Here is a 16,730-nt window from a genome sequence, read left to right on the forward strand (position 1 = left end):
GACAGTGTGTTAGCAGCTAAAAACAGATAGTACTAAAAACCGATAGTAACAGAGCGGTACAGAAAAATTAAAAAGATGTTATCGCTTTTGTCTTAGGGAGGGCGCTTCAAATATGAGACAAGGCAGACAGGCAGCGGTGTCACGCTGCCTGATAAAAAAATCAATAATGGTATTCGAACAAGTCACAAATCGCTTCAAATAGCGCTTCTGTGCTGGTACCTCGGGTGGGGGTGATAAAGATCGTATCGTCCCCGGCGACAGCGCCTAAAATGCCTTCGGCCTTACCGAGTGAGTCGAGTAGACGCGCAATCAATTGGGCGGCACCTGGACCGGTATGAATCACGACCACGGCCTCGTTGTAGTCGATTTCCATCACCAGCTCGCGTAACGCGCTGCCAGTGGTCGGAACACCGAGCTCAATCGGCAAGCAATAGACCATCTCCATTTTGGCGTTACGGGTACGTACAGCGCCGAATTTGGTCAACATGCGCGAGACTTTCGATTGATTTATGCCCTCAAATCCTTGAGCACGTAGGGCTTCGACTATTTCGCCTTGAGAACTGAATTTTTCTTCTTTGAGGATCGCTTTAAACGCTCGAACTAATTGGTCTTGTTTTTCTGAGTTACGCATGACGGCAGACTCGTAATGACAAACGAGTAGCTATTTTGCATATACATGCAATCAGGAGCAATCATTGCGCGCCTAAAATGGCGACAATATCACTGTTGTTACGTCTCGGCTAAGCCTTGAACGCACACCGGTTTCGAGGGTGAGCGAAAAAATGAGAGCTTAGGCTGATCATCATCGCCCGAAGCTTGAGTGGGGGTATACCCGGGCATATGATGAAGCAACAGTTCGCACCATTGATGGGCGATTTGTGCCCGAACAGAAGCCGGACCGGATCCGGACAATAAGAAATATCGAAAGGAGAACGACATGAAAGTTGCTGTGATTGGCGCTGCGGGAGGCATTGGTCAAGCCTTAGCCCTACTACTTAAAAATAACCTGCCAGCCGGTTCCGACTTGGCGTTATATGATATCGCACCGGTGACGCCCGGTGTGGCCGTCGATTTGAGCCATATTCCGACCCCCGTGAGCATTAAAGGGTTTAGCGGTGAAGATCCAACCCCGGCGCTAGAAGGGGCCGATGTTGTGCTGATCTCTGCAGGGGTAGCACGTAAGCCGGGCATGGATCGCTCTGACTTGTTCAATGTCAATGCAGGTATTGTTAAGTCATTGGCGGAAAAAATCGCCGATGTGTGTCCAAAAGCCTGTGTTGGTATTATTACTAATCCAGTCAATACCACGGTAGCGATTGCTGCGGATGTCTTAAAAGCGAAAGGCGTCTATGACAAAAACAAACTGTTTGGTGTGACGACGCTGGATGTGATTCGTTCTGAAGCTTTCATCGGCGAGCTTAAAGGAATGGATCCTCGTGACGTCTCCATTCCCGTGATCGGTGGCCACTCAGGTGTGACGATCTTGCCTCTATTATCGCAAGTTAAAGGCGTTACCTTCAGTCAAGAAGAAGTGGAGTCACTGACGCCACGTATTCAAAACGCAGGGACGGAAGTGGTTGAAGCGAAAGCAGGGGGAGGCTCAGCAACCCTATCCATGGGACAGGCGGCATGCCGTTTTGGCCTGTCTTTAGTGCGAGCGTTGCAAGGTGAAGCTAATGTGGTTGAATGTGCGTACGTTGAAGGCCGCGGTGAACACGCACGCTTTTTCGCGCAGCCTGTACATTTAGGTAAAAATGGTGTCGAGGCAATCTTAGACATCGGTGAGCTGAGCGCCTTTGAACAGCAAGCGATGGACAAGATGTTAGACACCCTGCATAACGATATCCAAATGGGTGAAGAGTTCGCCGCAAAATAAACGGCAAGAACGAAAAAAGCGGCGTCCAATTAGGGCGCCGCTTTTTACATGTAGGCACAAGCGTGATAGCGAGGCATCACTGCGGTGAAGTCTGCGCTGACTAAGCTCTGCGTTGCCTAAGTTCTGTGCTGACTAAGTTCTGTGCTGACTAAGTTCTACGTTGACTAAGTTCTACGTTGACTAAGTATTGCGATCAACGGCCAACTTGGCGAGCGCGACTAAGGCTTGTTTGTAGGGCGAATCAGAAAGGCTATCGAGGGCACGGACCGCTTTTTCCGCTTCTTGCTCTGCGCGTTCACGGGTATAAGCGAGCGAGCCACAGGCGTCCATACACGCTAAAATAGCGTCGAGTTTGTCGCGTCCGTTCCCTTTTTCGATCGCGTCGCGAATCATCGCCGATTCAGCGTCACTGCCGTGCTGCATTGCATGAAGCAAAGGCAGCGTCGGTTTGCCCTCAGCCAGATCATCACCGGTTTGCTTGCCCATCTCATCATCTTTACTGGTGTAGTCAATGACATCATCAATGAGCTGGAACGCAGTCCCCAGGTAACGGCCATAATCTTGCAGGGCTTTTTCCGTATCAGTATCCGCTTGGTTGAGAATCGCCCCTATCTGTGTCGCAGATTCAAACAAACGCGCTGTTTTTGAATAGATCACCTGCATGTAACTGCTTTCACTGGTGTCGGGATCGTTACAGTTCATTAACTGCAACACCTCACCTTCGGCAATGACATTGGTCGCTTCACTCATCAAATCAAGAATTCTCAGTGAGCGTAAGCTGGTCATCATCTGAAATGAACGCGTATAAATATAATCCCCCACCAAGACGCTTGCCGCATTGCCAAATAAAGCATTGGCGGTGGCATTACCACGGCGTAAGTCGGATTCATCGACCACATCATCGTGAAGCAAAGTGGCAGTGTGGATAAACTCAATGAAAGCGGCTGCAGTGGTGTGTTTATCACCTTGGTAACCCAATGCACGCGCGGCCAAAATGGCCAACATGGGACGTAAACGCTTGCCACCGCTGTTAACGATGTAAAAACCAAGCTGATTAATCAGCGCGACATCAGAATTGAGCTGAGCGAGTATTTTTTGGTCGACCTGCGCCATGTCATCACTGATCAAGGCTTGGATTGATTTGAAATCCATGTATATATCCGGGCGTTGTCCTAGTTACTTGCCTGCCGAGCTAACGATACACAACTTACCCCATGTAAGGTGTGAGTCACGATCGCTAATACGTACAGACGGTGATGGATCTTTCGTCAGTATCGGCACTAGAGCGGGTATTAAGACTGACATGGTACACCAGATAACGTGTGACGAGATAGCGATCACACCGGTAAAATGTGTGGGAATGAATGCTGAGCAGCTTTTCACCAATTTTCTTGCGTTACCCTCTTGCCTCTAATTAATTTCTACCGTAGAATTCGCGCCCTATTGATGAATTATATGCGCACCCCTTGTTGTTCATAAATGCAGCAGGCCGTGCGGAAATGCGGAGTAAAACATGTACGCAGTTTTCCAAAGTGGTGGTAAGCAACACCGAGTAAGCGAAGGCCAGACTATTCGCTTGGAAAAGCTAGACGTTGAAACTGGCGCAAGTGTAGAACTTGACAAAGTATTGCTAGTGGCAAACGGCGAAGACGTTAAAGTTGGCGCGCCTTTTGTTAGCGGTGCAACCGTAACAGCAGAAGTTGTTACTCACGGTCGCGGCGATAAAGTGAATATCGTTAAGTTCCGTCGTCGTAAACATTCTCGCAAGCACATGGGCCACCGTCAGTGGTTCACTGAAGTCAAAATCACTGGCATCAGCGCTTAAGAGTAGGAGAGAGAAGAGATGGCACACAAAAAAGCTGGCGGTTCCACTAAAAACGGCCGCGATTCAGAAAGTAAACGCCTAGGTGTTAAGCGCTTCGGTGGTGAGTCTGTACTAGCAGGTAACATCATCGTGCGTCAACGTGGCACTAAGTTCCACGCAGGTAGCAACGTAGGTTGCGGTAAAGACCACACTCTATTCGCTCTGTCAGACGGCAAAGTGAAGTTCGAGACCAAAGGTCGTCATAACCGTAAATTCGTTACTATCGAAGCTGAATAAGCTTCAACGCAACGCAAATTTTTGAAGCCCTGCCTTATGGCGGGGCTTTTTATTGTGTCTGGGGATCACCGATCAAGCCACCGCCTCATCACGGTACGCAGATAATCGGCCAACGCTGAAAAATGATCCTAAGATCGATATGATCACCATTCACTAATCTGGGATAAGGCTGGTTGTGAGACGCCATAGGCATTCATAACTGGTGCGGAGAAGTTAGCATGAAGTTTGTAGATGAAGCGATTATTCGCGTCGATGCCGGTGACGGGGGCAATGGTACCGTCAGCTTCCGGCGTGAAAAGTATGTGCCTAAAGGGGGCCCAGATGGCGGCGACGGCGGTGATGGTGGTGACGTTTACCTGCTTGCCGACGAAAACCTGAATACCCTGATTGACTATCAATTTGAACGTTTTCATGCCGCGGCACGTGGTGAGAATGGTCGAGGCGGCAACTGCACCGGGAAACGCGGTGAGGATCGCGTCTTGAACGTGCCGGTGGGGACGCGCGCAATCGATGAAGACACGGGCGAAGTGATCGCAGACCTTACCGAGCATGGTATGCAGGTTATGGTGGCGAAAGGGGGCTTCCATGGCCTCGGAAATACACGCTTTAAGTCCTCGGTCAATCGTGCACCTCGACAAAAAACCATGGGCACGAAAGGTGAAGTACGTGCACTGCGTTTGGAGCTATTACTGCTTGCCGATGTTGGTATGCTTGGCTTGCCGAATGCGGGTAAATCGACCTTTATTCGTGCGGTATCGGCTGCCAAACCGAAAGTGGCTGACTACCCATTTACCACCTTGGTGCCAAGCCTTGGGGTGGTTCGTGTCGCCGCAGACAAAAGCTTTGTCGTGGCTGATATTCCCGGCTTGATTGAAGGCGCGGCAGACGGCGCAGGGCTAGGGATTCGCTTCTTAAAACACCTTGAGCGCTGTCGTGTGTTGTTACACATGATTGATTTGCTACCCGTTGATGGTACCGATCCGGTTGATAATGCGTTTACCATTATTGATGAGCTAAACCAATACAGTGAGAAACTTGCCGATAAACCGCGTTGGTTGGTGTTCAATAAAGTCGATCTGATGCCGGAAGACGAGGCCCAAGCTCAGATTGAGCGTGTGCTTGATGCGCTCGCTTGGGACGATAAGCATTATGCGATTTCGGCGATCAATAAAGCGAATGTGCAACCGCTTATTTATGATCTGATGGCGTCGATTGAGGCACTGCCTGCGCCGAAGCCAGAGGTTGAGCCTGAAGATGAAACCGTCGCCTTTAAATGGGATGATCATCACGAACAACAGCTCAAGCAAGATGACGATAATGATGATGACTGGGATGATTGGAACGAAGACGACTACGACGTCGAGATCATCTACAAGCCATAATCAGACTCACGCCGCTGCCGATTGCAGCGGCTTTTTTTTGTCCGTGATTTAGCGAACAATTGAAGAGACTTTTATTTGCATCAAAGACTGGCATGAGCCAATCGCCAATACTGAAGGCGTCGCAGAGAGAGAAGAGGGATTTTGGGTGACAAAACGACTTACTGAGCCAGAGCAACGCGCGATATCACGTTTAGTGATTGAAGTTGGGCAACGGCTATTACAGCATGGTGCGGAGAGCAAACTTATCAGTGATGTAAGTATCCGGCTCGGTCGTGCGTTAGGGTTAGACAGTGTTGAGCTGTCGTTATCCGCCAGCTCGTTGGTGGTGACCACCTTGAGTCATGGTCATTGTATTACCACGGCAAGACGTAGCCCAGATCGTGGTATTAACATGAAAGTTGTCACAGACATACAGCGGACCGTGATCTTAGCAGAGAAGGGCTTTCTCGACGCGTTAGCGGTACGCAAACGCTTAAGCCGTATCAAACCATTCCGTTACCCTCCTTGGCTCGTTGTTGGGATGATAGGCTTGTCATGTGCCGCCTTTAGCCGGTTAGCTGGCGGCGATGCCGTGGTGTTTGCGCTGACCTTTGTCGCCTCTGCCACCGGCATGCGGGTTCGGCAACTTATCGCCCATCGTCACTTTAACCCTTTTTTGACCTTTGCAGTGACCGCTATGGTGACCACTCTCTTATCCAGCACGGGGACCATCATGGGATGGGGCAATGAGCCTTTTTTGATCATGGCATCATCTGTCTTGATGCTGGTCCCTGGGTATCCCTTTATTAATGCCGTCTCGGATATGATGAAAGGATTTGTGGATATGGGGATCGCACGTTGGACCATGGCGTCATTACTGACCCTTGCCACGGCAATGGGTATTGTGGGGGCGATGAACTTGGTAGATGCATGGGGCTGGTTATGATCTTACTCGTGGCGTTATTGCAAGATATGTTCTTTGCGATGATCCCTGCCGTGGGGTTTGCGTTAGTCTTTAATGTTCCGGTGAAAGCGCTTAAGTATTGTGCTTATGGCGGTGCGGTTGGGCATGGTTTACGCTTTGTTCTGATGGAGTCGGGAGTGGCGATTGAGTGGGCGACACTGGCCGGTGCGACCACGATTGGTTTTCTGGGCGTGTATTGGTCTCAGCGCTTCCTGGCTCACCCGAAGGTTTTTACCGTCGCTGCAATTATTCCCATGATTCCAGGGGTGTACGCGTTTAAGGCCATGATCGCGCTAGTGACGATTAATAACCAAGGTTACAGCCCGGCGCTATGGGCCAGTTTGATTGAAAACTTACTCAGCGCTGGCTTTATTCTCTCCGCGTTGGCAATTGGTCTTGCGATGCCTGGGCTATTGTTTTATCGTCGCCGACCAGTGATCTAATCGAGGAAGGCGAGCGCAATGCGAATTAGTTTAGTGGCCGCAATGGCAAACGACCGCGTGATCGGAAAAGACAATCAAATGCCTTGGCACTTGCCCGCTGATTTAGCGTGGTTTAAGCGTACAACACTGGGCCACCCTGTGGTGATGGGACGTAAAACCTTTGAGTCGATTGGACGCCCGCTGCCTAAGCGTATCAATGTGGTGGTCAGTGGTGATGCGGACTTTGCGCCCGAGGGCGTGACTGTGGTGCGCTCTCCCGAGCAAGCGCTTGAAGTGGTGGCTGGCTATGAAGAAGTGATGGTGATTGGCGGCGGTACTATTTATCAGGCGTTTTTACCTCAGGCTGATCGTTTGTATCTCACCTTTATCGATTTAGACGTTGACGGTGATACCCGTTTTCCAGAATGGGGAACCGGATGGTCAAAAATCGAGGTCGGCACGCATCCCGTGGATGAGAAAAATGCGCACCCTCTTACCTTTACGGTTTGGGACCGCGCTTAACCTTTTGTCTATTCGGCGGGAACGGTAAAGCAGGCTTTGTCTTCCCAACGCAGGAGTGTCAACTTTCCTCCCCAGACACAGCCGGTATCTAGCCCATAAAGTTTGGGCTGAATAGTGCCATTCAATGCCGCCCAGTGACCAAAGACTACGGCTTGCTCAAGCCGTTGGCGATTAGGTACCTCGAACCATGGTACTAAGCCACTGCCTAAGGCTTGATCTGGGGGGAGTTTGCACTGCATATCCAAACGCCCGTCAGGGGAACAAAAACGCATCCGCGTGAAGCTATTAATAATATAGCGATAACGTGCTATCCCGGTCAGCGTAGCATCCCATTGATCAGGGCTGTCATGGTACATATTCTCCAATAACCAAACTTGATCTTCACTCCGCAGAATCGCTTCCACCTCACGGGCGCAGGCGACGGCAGTCGATTTATCCCACTGCGGACTGATGCCGGCATGGGTCAGCAGAAACCCGCCGTCTGGTGCGGGTACATCGCGTATTAGCGGCTGTTGAGCCAGCCAGTTTAATAGTCTGTCTGCGTCTGGTGCATCAAAGATAGGTTGCGTTTTATCTTTTGCTTTGACGGGTTTAACCCCATTGGCGACCGCCAGCAAATGGAGATCATGATTGCCCAATACCAACTTTGCGGATTCACCAAGCTGATAAAAATACCGTAAAACTGCGAGGGAATCGGGACCGCGTGCGACGAGATCGCCGACCGAGTAAAGCGTATCTCGGGCCGGCGAAAAGTCAGCTTCAGCCAATAAAGCATGTAGCGCTTTATCGCAGCCGTGGATGTCCCCGACAAGATAGGTAGCCATATGCCTCCTTGGAGGAGTTAGTGAAGAATGTTGGGGAGCGCGAGACGGAAAGGTGCAATATTGACCTTAAAAGACTGCGCATCTTGATCTTGCATGGTATAAAACCCTTGCATCACCCCAACAGGCGTTTCAATGATGGTACCACTGGTATAGGTATATTTTTCGCCTGCGGCAATCTTAGGTTGCTCGCCGACAACACCCTCACCTTCGATTTCCAACTCCTTGCCATTAGCGTCAGTGATCAGCCACTTTCTTCGCATCAACTGTGCGGGGGCGTCTCCTACATTTTTAATCGTAACCGTGTAGGAAAAGACAAAGCGTTCATGGTCTGGTTCCGATTGGTCTTCCACGTATTGAGTGGCGACGTGGACCTCGAATTGCGCGGGTTCAGTGGCTTGCAAGTCAAGACTCCTGTTTATGATGAGTGATTGGCATCTAACCAATTTGCGAGGCTAGAGAATTGCGCCAGTGTCATGTTCTCTGGACGTAAACTGGGATCGATTCCGAGCTCAGTTAAGGTGTCAACATCGACCAGCGATTTGAAACCGTTCCGGATAGTTTTGCGGCGTTGATTAAAGCCTTCACGACAAACACGTTCCAACCACGACAAATTAGTGACTGGATGCGGTAAGGTTTTATGTGGGACGAGGCGAACGACCGCAGAATCGACCTTGGGCGCTGGCTTAAAGGCGCTTGGCGGTACTTCCAGCACGGGCACCACTTTGCAGTAGTATTGTGCCATGACCGTGAGGCGGCCATAGGCTTTAGTGCCTGGGCCTGCGGCCAAACGTTTTACCACCTCTTTTTGTAGCATGAAATGCATATCCTGTACGTGGTCAGCAAAGGAAAAGAGATGAAACATCAATGGAGTGGAGACATTGTACGGTAAGTTACCGAAAATGCGCAGAGGTCCCTGGTTTGCCAGCTCAGCGAAATCAAACGCCATGGCATCGGCTTCATGAACCGTCAGCTTTGGTCCCATAAATGGATGGCTTCGCAGGCGCGCGGCAAGATCGCGGTCGAGTTCGACCACGTTGAGGTGATCGACTTGTTCGGTCACCGGTTCGGTCAATGCGCCTAAACCCGGGCCAATCTCTACCAGGTTTTCACCAGATAAAGGATTGATTGCCGCGACAATACCGTCGATGACATACGGGTCGTTTAGGAAGTTTTGTCCGAAACGTTTTCTGGCACGGTGGCCTTGATGGACTTTATCGCTCATGCTTTGCTATCTACTAATTCAATGGCGTGGGAGATGGCCGTCCGCAGGCTTCCTGTATCCGCCGTACCGGTACCCGCTAAATCCAATGCGGTACCATGATCTACTGATGTTCTAACAAATGGGAGGCCCAAGGTGATATTCACCGAGCGCCCAAATCCTTTGAATTTTAACACAGGTAAGCCCTGGTCGTGATACATCGCTAAGACAGCGTCGGCGTCTTGCAAATATTTATCCTGAAAAAGGGTGTCGGCGGGCAGTGGGCCAATAATATCCATGCCTTGTTGGCGTAACTCATCAAGCGCTGGCTCAATGATGTCGATTTCTTCTCGACCCAAGCAGCCGTCCTCTCCCGCGTGCGGATTGAGACCGCAGATATAAATGCGCGGTTGCTTAATGGCGAATTTTTGTTGTAAGTCTTGATGCAAAATCGCAATGACGTCATGCAAGCGCTCACGGGTAATAGCTTTAGCCACATAGGCGAGTGGGATGTGCGTCGTCACCAGCGCGACACGTAAGCCTTCGGTGGCCAGCATCATCACCACTTGGTTGACGTTGGCGTGTTGGGCAAAAAACTCAGTATGACCGCTGAAGGAAACGCCGGCGCGATTAATGATCCCTTTATGGACAGGCCCGGTGACAACCGCTGCAAATTCGCCGGTCATATTGCCTTCTGCCGCACGAGTCAGCGTGTCGAGCACATAGCGACCATTGGCCTCATCTAACTGGCCTGGCACAACATCTGCGCCCATCGGGATATCTGCAACGACCAGCTCCCCTGCTTGATGAGGGCGAGGCCGTGCTGATGGGTCATAGTCCCGCAAACTCACGGCGAGATTGAGCGCCTTAGCTCGCGCTGCCAGCATCTGTTTATTGGCGATAGCTACCAGCTGATGTGGCCAAGAGAGCAGGGCCATTGCTAAGACCAAATCCGGACCAATGCCCGCCGGCTCGCCAGGGGTGATCGCGATACGCTCAGCTGTCATCATTGATCACCTCAACATAGGCACCCGCGCGCAGCTCTTGCAGCCAGGCTTGCGCTTCTTCATTAAATTTGCGGTTAAACAGCATACGGTAAGCACGGTTTTTAACCGCCGCATCGGTTTTATCGACATCGCGACGATCGGTCACTTCAACCACATGCCAGCCATGCACGGTCTTAAAAGGCTCACTAATTTGACCTTTTGGCAAACTATCGACTTTGGCTTTAAACGCGGGCACATAAGCTTCTGTGGTTGACCAGCCTAAGTCTCCCCCGTTAACGGCAGAGCCCGGGTCATCACTGTATTGTTTGGCAAGGTCGGCAAAGGTTTGTTCGCCACGCTCGATTTGTGCAATCAGCTGATTGAGCTCTTTTTTCGCTCCTTTATCACTGAGTACGATCGAGGGTTTGATCAAAATATGGCGGGCTTTAACTTCGGTAACGGCGACCGTTTCCAAACCTTGCACATCATCGATTTTCAAAATATGAAAACCCACACCACTGCGAAATGGCCCGATAATAGCGTCTTTCCCTTGGTTGGTGATTTGGTCGGCGAAAATCGTTGGCATTTCTTCTAGGCGCAACCAGCCCCAATCACCGCCATCAAGTGCTTTGGGTCCCTTAGAATATTCCATCGCCAGCTCCGCCACGTTGCCGCCATGACGTAATGTATCGACTAAGCGATACGCTTGCTTTTTCACCGCGTCACGTTCAGCTTTGTCCGCGTCATCATCCAATTTGAGTTGGATATGAGAGAGCTTATAACGCACTTTTTGCATCTGCTGTTCGTTAAGCTGACTGGCTAATGTCTCAACTTCTTGCGGCAAAATGCTAATACGGCGGCGTACCTGTGCATTGCGCGCTTCTGAAATCGTGAGCTCTCGGCGAACTTGCTCGCGATATTGATCCCATGCGATCCCTTGCTCTGCCATTTTGTCGCGCAGAGCACTCACACTGACCGATTGCTCTTTAGCAATATTTTTGATCGCTTGTTGTAACTGGCTGTCGTCAATTTGGATGCCTAGTCGCTTTGCTTCCTGTAGCTGTAGTTCTTCAACAATGAGTCGCTCGCGCATCTGCTCTTCAAGAACGTCTTGAGGCGGTAATTCACGATCTCCGTTGGCCGCATTACGGGTGACCGTTTGGCGCATGGCCGTCATTTCACTGTTCAGCACCACACCATCATTCACAACGGCGATGACGCGATCTAGCTCTTGAGGTGCTGCTTGGGTTAAGGGGGTCAGCAACACTAAAACGCCAGTGATGAGGGCGTGACTCCATTTGTTCATGCTTTGTCCACTTTTTTTCATAGGTTCAACAGTCCAGACCACAATAAGGCGTGTTAGTTCTTTAATGCAAAGGGATCACGATAACCCAGAGCGTTGCCTGAGTCAGTGTTAAAGTTAAAGCCACTGTCAGCTCCCAATCCGAGTAAGCTGAATGACAAGGTAACATTGTTGTCGTAAACCGGATCGGCGTTAATATCAGCGCGCGACATTAAGTACTCGTTGTAACTTAACCCGACGACCCAACAGTCTGAGCGATAGGTGAGGCTAACTTGGTTTTCCAACATGACATCTTGGGTCAGGTCGCGCCAATATTGGCCTGTAAAACTTAGCCCGCCGCCGAGAGGAAACCCAGTGACGACGCCAGCTTGTGAGAGGCCATCATCGGTGAGCCGGCTGATGTCTCGGTTTGGCAGCGTCGAGACAATATATTCCTGTGCGACGTAGCGATAACTGGTTTGTGCATAAAACTGGCCGCGGCGATATTCAGCAATCGCGTTACCAAACTGCATTTCGCGTAAGTTGCTGTCATATTGCATCGATGCGCGGACAAACAAGTTGTCATCAATGTTGGCTTCCCCTTCTAACGCCCAAGACGAATAATCAAAGGTTTCTGCATCTTGGTTAGACGGTTGGTCAAAGTAGTAAATTTGCCCAAAGGACAAATTCAGACGCTCTTTATATCCGCCATCGTAAAAGCGGGTCGTCGCGCCGTAGGTGAGTTGGTTTGCCGGATTAATGTAATCAATGCTACTGAATTGATTACCGCGAAATAGGCCGTAGTAGTCGGTTTGCAAGCGTGCGGTATCATAACCGCCGCCACTAAAGTTGACCGGGTTATAGATACCGTCTTGATCCACATCTTTAATATACAAATACTGGACTTGCGGCTCGATAGTTTGGCTGAAATGACCGCCCATGGCCCAGAAGTTACGCTCTAGGACAACGCCAGAGTGCAGGCGCAGAGTCGGGATTTTTCGCTCGACTGAATGACTTAGCTCCGCATTAGATTCTGCATCCTGGATGGCGCTATCAAATCGCTGATCATAGTGCGTATACAGCATGCTGGCTTCCGCCGTAGCATTAAACCAAGGGCGGGTATATGGCAGCGTTAGGGTCGGGGCTAAATGTGTCCGGGTGGCTTCGGGTTTATTGGGGTCATCGTTAGCAAATACACTAAATTGCGCAGGCACACTAATATCGAGCCAGTCCGTGACTTGTGGCGCGTAATAGTTAAGATCCACTTGTGGCATCAAGCGATAGACACGGGTGCCTTCTGTTAGCGCTTGGAAGTCACGAACACGAACTGTACTGTTCCAATCTAAACCGCGATAACTGATCTCGCCTGTTTGGAGTAGCGTGTTGTCTTCCCGTTTACCCACATTAGAGTCCAGGCTCTGAAAGTAAGCGATATCACTGACTTTGCTGTAATCTGCTTCGTAACGCCAGTGACCTTGTACACCGCTATGTTGCCAATTGAACCCCCAACGTGAATCGAGCTCGGGGTTGAGTTGATCGTCAGGCAGGTATTCAGAGTAAAGCGACCCGCTTCCTATTGGCGTAAGGTAGCGAATATTGGTCTTTAATTGAACGCCTCGCTCAGACATATATTTGGGTGTCAGTGTGGCATCCAGTTGCGGATGGATATTCCAATAAAACGGCGTTTCCATCTCGATGCCATCACGATCACTCCAGGTAAGCGACGGATACAAAAAGCCTGTCAGCCGACCTTCTTCTACCGGTACACGCAAATAAGGCAGATAAAAGATCGGGACGTCCATTACCTCAAATCTAGGGTGGTAAAGATCAGCAAATAAGCTGCTGTCTTCTTTCTCAATTTTTGAGGCAGAAAAACGCCAGCTTTTATCTTCATCTGGACACGTGGTATAGGTGCCATCCTCAAGCTCGTAGAAGGTGGTGCCGTTTTTAAACACCCGTTTCGCCTCGCCCCGTCCTGGGGTACATAGCATCTTATACTGGGCGTTATTCAGCGTGGTGTCTTCGCTTTCGAGGTTGGCTTGTAGATAATCTGATGTCACCATCATCTGGCCATCATTGAATACCACATCTCCTTGTGCCGTAACGATCCGCTCTGGATCGCGTAAGGTTGCGGTATCGGCCGTCATCTTTCGGTGGCCTTGCGTGACTTCGACATTGCCACTATAGATGGCTTTGTCGTTGGTCTGCGCCTCAGCACGATCTGCGACCACACGAATGGGGGCGTTATTCACATCCTGTGTCTGCTCGCTGGCCGGAACGCACTGGGCCTCCTTGTCAGAGCAAGGCTGAGTCGCTGGGTCTGTGTTGGCAAACACAAGGGCTGGGCCGTAGAGCGCCAAGCTGATCATGGTGGCTAAAAAGCTACGTGCAGTCGGTGACATTGAAGAAGACATTCCTGTTTTATCTGATTGCGTGGTGTACACGAAGGCAACGCATCAGTATGCTTTGGCTGCAAAATGCGATTATCATAAATCAATTTGCGCCCGGCATCACCTTTAAATGTGCAGGGTGTGAAACTAGCAATGAGACCATGGCATGCGACTAAATGGCAAGGTAATTGGGGCAATTCTCGGCACATTGTTGGGAGGCCCAATCGGTTTTCTTCTTGGCCTTTTCTTAGGTCATCAGTTTGATAAAGCGAAACAGCGCGCGCGTTTCGGCGGTTTGGGTGGCCAAGGGCCACAAGCACAACGTGTTTTTTTCCATGGCACCTTTGCCGTGATGGGACATATGGCGAAAGCTAAAGGGCAGGTGACGCAACAAGAAATTCAGCTCGCCAGCTTATTGATGGATCGCATGCAGTTGCAAGGTGAAGCCAGGCAATTGGCCCAGCAGGCGTTTCGCGAGGGAAAAGACAGTGACTTTCCGCTGGATGAAACCCTCAACGGTATTCGTGCCTTAAGCCAGGGGCAACGTGATTTATCGCGTGTCTTTTTGGAAATGCAGATACAAGCTGCGTTTGCCGATGGTGAGATCCATCCTAAAGAGCGTGAACTTTTGTATGTAATTGCCGAAAAGTTGGGCTTTTCGCCACAGCAACTGGAACAGCGCTTGCGAATGCAAGAAGCTGCGTTTCGCTTTAGTCAAGGCTATCAAGGCGGCTGGCAGCATCAATCCGATGGCCCCGGTGCGCCGCCGCAGCAGAATGAAATCGACGATGCCTATGATGTGTTAGGTGTTGACGCTTCTGCTTCCTCTCAGGAGGTGAAAAAAGCGTATCGGAAACTGATGAATGAGCATCACCCCGATAAATTGATGGCGAAAGGTTTACCGCCAGAAATGATGGAGATGGCGAAAGAAAAAGCGCAAGAAATCCAAAAAGCGTACGACGTAGTGAAAAAAGCCCGCGATATATAGCGGGCTCGTTAGGTTGATTAATCGTCGCGATCATCAATCAAGCGCATCAATCAGGGTGTGTTGTGGTGCACCACGAAAGAACCCATCAATGTTGGCGATCAGCTGTTGTGCCAGAATGTGAACGGCTTCGTCAGCGCCCCAAGCAATATGCGGGGTGACAATAAGGTTGGGTAATGATGCTGCAACTAACGGATGTGCGTCGGGGGCGGGCTCTTGACTGAGTACATCCAAGCCAGCACCACCAATTTGGTCGCGTTTTAACGCATATAACAGGGCATGTTCATCCACGAGATCGCCGCGCCCAGTATTAATCAAAATGGCATGCTGTGGCATCTTGGCCAACACATCTTGATTAATCAGATGTCGGGTTTTGTCGGTTAACGGGCAATGCAGCGACAGCACATCAGCCTGTTGAATCACCTGTTCAAAGGGCTGATAGCCTGGCCGGCAATGGCTCGCCCCTTGATGCTCGGCAAACATGACTTTCATGCCAACGGCCTGGGCCAATTGCCCGACCGCTTCTCCTAGTGCGCCTTTGCCAATAATCCCTAAGGAACTGCCAGCGACACTGCCTATCGGGTGAGTAAAAAAGCAAAACTGGCCCCGTTTTTGCCATTCACCTTGACGCACATCGGCATGATAACCCATCAGCTGACGTTTCAAGGCATAAATCAGAGCCATGACATGCTCGGGCACGGATTGGGTGGCATACCCTTGTACGTTGCAGACTTGTACGCCGTGTGCCTGACAAGCCGCTAAATCGACATTGTTGACCCCGGTTGCCGCGACCGCGATCAGTTTTAGCTTGGGAAGTGCAGTCAGTATTGCTTCATTGATCACGACTTTATTGGTGATTGCCACATCGGCATGTTGCAGGCGATCGATCACGTCACCGGGAGCGGTGGCAGGGTAGGATTGCCAATGATGGGGGTGATGAAGCGTTGGCAGCGTAATGTGAGCAGGAATGGTGTCTCTATCGAGAAAAACCACCTTGATGGGGGTGTGATGAGCCATGTTGATCTCCGTGTCTCAATGCATGGCCCTAGAATGTGAGATTAGTAGCTTTTCTGCAAACCTTAATGGTCAGCCTGTGAGGTTAGCAGGCGCAAGCTGATACTCACTCGCTAGTCGATTATCCGGCATCTGCGGATAAAATGTGCAGGGCGCTTGAAAGTGCATCGGCGTTTCAGTGACAGGATGCAAAATGCTTAATTCTGCGGCATGCAAATGAAGGCGAGAGGCATACTCAAAAGCTTCTGGCAGCGCATAAAACTCATCGCCGACAATCCCATGCCCAAGGGCCTGCATATGCACACGGAGCTGATGAGAGCGGCCGGTGAGAGGATACAATGCCATTAAGCTTGTCTGTGCATGCTGATGCAAACAGCGGTAGTGCGTTTGCGAGGGCTTGCCGTGTTCAAAACAGACCTTCTGTCTGGGGCGATTGGGCCAGTCGCAAATCAAGGGCAGATCGACATTTCCCTCGTCGTGTATAGGGTGCCCCCACACTTCGGCGTAATACAACTTGGTGGGCACGCGCTCGCGAAATTGCGCTTTAAGGTGTCGCTCAGCGGCTTTGTGCGCGGCAAACGCCATGACGCCAGAGGTCGACATATCTAAACGATGGACCAGCTCTGCGTCCGGGAATTCGGCTTTAACCCGTGACCACGCACTGTCGTAATGCGCAGGATCACGGCCAGGGTTAGCCAATAATCCACTGGGTTTATTAATTACCACCAGATCGGCATCTTGATACAAGATATCGAGCCAAGGTGTAGTGGGAGGATGATACTCAATGATTGCCATATAAGGGTTC

18 protein-coding genes are annotated in these 16,730 nt (G+C 50.5%); 8 read left to right on the forward strand and 10 right to left on the reverse strand.

The features are described from left to right. Positions 1–160: 160 nt before the first annotated feature. Positions 161–631: a transcriptional regulator ArgR gene (gene argR, locus BZG81_RS02490; RefSeq protein WP_077459970.1), complete on the reverse strand. Its 471-nt coding sequence runs from the start codon at positions 629–631 to the stop codon at positions 161–163. Positions 632–937: 306 nt separating this feature from the next. On the opposite strand from argR, the gene mdh reads away from it, so the two are divergent. Then, positions 938–1,876 carry a malate dehydrogenase gene (mdh, locus tag BZG81_RS02495; RefSeq protein ID WP_077676662.1) on the forward strand — a complete coding sequence of 313 codons (939 nt, stop codon included), beginning with the start codon at positions 938–940 and terminating at the stop codon, positions 1,874–1,876. 180 nt (positions 1,877–2,056) lie between these two features. On the opposite strand, the gene ispB is transcribed toward mdh, so the two are convergent. Next, the gene (gene ispB / locus BZG81_RS02500; protein ID WP_021023345.1) at positions 2,057–3,028 is read right to left on the reverse strand and encodes an octaprenyl diphosphate synthase; all 972 of its coding nucleotides are present in this window, start codon (positions 3,026–3,028) and stop codon (positions 2,057–2,059) included. Between the two features lie 361 nt (positions 3,029–3,389). Between ispB and rplU the strand changes: the two genes are divergently transcribed. The 6 genes from rplU to folA all read left to right on the forward strand — a co-directional run bounded on the left by rplU (position 3,390) and on the right by folA (position 7,246). Continuing rightward, complete coding sequence (rplU, locus tag BZG81_RS02505; RefSeq protein WP_021023346.1) at positions 3,390–3,701, forward strand: 50S ribosomal protein L21; 312 nt, start codon at positions 3,390–3,392, stop codon at positions 3,699–3,701. An 18-nt stretch (positions 3,702–3,719) separates the two neighbouring features. Continuing rightward, positions 3,720–3,977: a 50S ribosomal protein L27 gene (rpmA, locus tag BZG81_RS02510; RefSeq protein WP_025675203.1), complete on the forward strand. Its 258-nt coding sequence runs from the start codon at positions 3,720–3,722 to the stop codon at positions 3,975–3,977. 218 nt (positions 3,978–4,195) lie between these two features. Continuing rightward, positions 4,196–5,359 (forward strand): Obg family GTPase CgtA, encoded by a 1,164-nt coding sequence (gene cgtA / locus BZG81_RS02515; protein ID WP_077459967.1) that lies wholly within the window; start codon positions 4,196–4,198, stop codon positions 5,357–5,359. A 145-nt stretch (positions 5,360–5,504) separates the two neighbouring features. Next, complete coding sequence (locus BZG81_RS02520; protein WP_077676663.1) at positions 5,505–6,284, forward strand: threonine/serine ThrE exporter family protein; 780 nt, start codon at positions 5,505–5,507, stop codon at positions 6,282–6,284. Beyond that, positions 6,281–6,745 (forward strand): threonine/serine exporter family protein, encoded by a 465-nt coding sequence (locus tag BZG81_RS02525; protein WP_077646015.1) that lies wholly within the window; start codon positions 6,281–6,283, stop codon positions 6,743–6,745. Before BZG81_RS02520 ends, BZG81_RS02525 begins: the two co-directional genes overlap by 4 nt. An 18-nt stretch (positions 6,746–6,763) precedes the next feature. Further along, entirely contained in the window at positions 6,764–7,246 is a 483-nt protein-coding gene (folA, locus tag BZG81_RS02530; RefSeq protein ID WP_077669217.1) for a type 3 dihydrofolate reductase, read from the forward strand. 8 nt (positions 7,247–7,254) lie between these two features. On the opposite strand, the gene apaH is transcribed toward folA, so the two are convergent. Genes apaH through lptD form a run of 6 tightly spaced genes read right to left on the reverse strand, consistent with a single transcriptional unit; the run spans position 7,255 to position 13,938 of the window. Continuing rightward, positions 7,255–8,070, reverse strand: coding sequence for a bis(5'-nucleosyl)-tetraphosphatase (symmetrical) ApaH (apaH, locus tag BZG81_RS02535; RefSeq protein WP_077676664.1), 816 nt, complete (start codon positions 8,068–8,070; stop codon positions 7,255–7,257). A 17-nt stretch (positions 8,071–8,087) separates the two neighbouring features. Next, positions 8,088–8,471: a Co2+/Mg2+ efflux protein ApaG gene (gene apaG, locus BZG81_RS02540; RefSeq protein ID WP_021023353.1), complete on the reverse strand. Its 384-nt coding sequence runs from the start codon at positions 8,469–8,471 to the stop codon at positions 8,088–8,090. A gap of 14 nt (positions 8,472–8,485) precedes the next feature. Then, positions 8,486–9,292 carry a 16S rRNA (adenine(1518)-N(6)/adenine(1519)-N(6))-dimethyltransferase RsmA gene (gene rsmA / locus BZG81_RS02545; protein WP_077669219.1) on the reverse strand — a complete coding sequence of 269 codons (807 nt, stop codon included), beginning with the start codon at positions 9,290–9,292 and terminating at the stop codon, positions 8,486–8,488. Beyond that, positions 9,289–10,278 (reverse strand): 4-hydroxythreonine-4-phosphate dehydrogenase PdxA, encoded by a 990-nt coding sequence (pdxA, locus tag BZG81_RS02550; RefSeq protein ID WP_077676665.1) that lies wholly within the window; start codon positions 10,276–10,278, stop codon positions 9,289–9,291. The genes rsmA and pdxA overlap by 4 nt, the downstream gene beginning before the upstream one ends. Next, positions 10,265–11,560, reverse strand: coding sequence for a peptidylprolyl isomerase SurA (gene surA, locus BZG81_RS02555; RefSeq protein WP_077460039.1), 1,296 nt, complete (start codon positions 11,558–11,560; stop codon positions 10,265–10,267). The genes pdxA and surA overlap by 14 nt, the downstream gene beginning before the upstream one ends. 53 nt (positions 11,561–11,613) lie before the next feature. Continuing rightward, positions 11,614–13,938: an LPS assembly protein LptD gene (gene lptD, locus BZG81_RS02560; protein WP_077676666.1), complete on the reverse strand. Its 2,325-nt coding sequence runs from the start codon at positions 13,936–13,938 to the stop codon at positions 11,614–11,616. A gap of 154 nt (positions 13,939–14,092) precedes the next feature. Between lptD and djlA the strand changes: the two genes are divergently transcribed. Continuing rightward, complete coding sequence (djlA, locus tag BZG81_RS02565; protein WP_021023359.1) at positions 14,093–14,914, forward strand: co-chaperone DjlA; 822 nt, start codon at positions 14,093–14,095, stop codon at positions 14,912–14,914. 33 nt (positions 14,915–14,947) lie between these two features. Here the strand turns inward: djlA and BZG81_RS02570 are convergent, their stop codons facing one another. Together BZG81_RS02570 and rluA are read right to left on the reverse strand one after the other, a co-directional pair. Continuing rightward, on the reverse strand, positions 14,948–15,928 hold the full coding sequence (locus tag BZG81_RS02570) for a D-2-hydroxyacid dehydrogenase (protein ID WP_077676667.1): 981 nt from the start codon (positions 15,926–15,928) through the stop codon (positions 14,948–14,950). Positions 15,929–15,997: 69 nt separating this feature from the next. After that, a complete protein-coding gene (rluA, locus tag BZG81_RS02575) occupies positions 15,998–16,720 on the reverse strand; it encodes a bifunctional tRNA pseudouridine(32) synthase/23S rRNA pseudouridine(746) synthase RluA (protein ID WP_077676668.1) in 723 nt (240 codons plus the stop codon). Positions 16,721–16,730: the final 10 nt, after the last annotated feature.

This window comes from Salinivibrio sp. MA607 (genome assembly GCF_001996245.1).
Lineage (GTDB): Bacteria > Pseudomonadota > Gammaproteobacteria > Enterobacterales > Vibrionaceae > Salinivibrio > Salinivibrio costicola.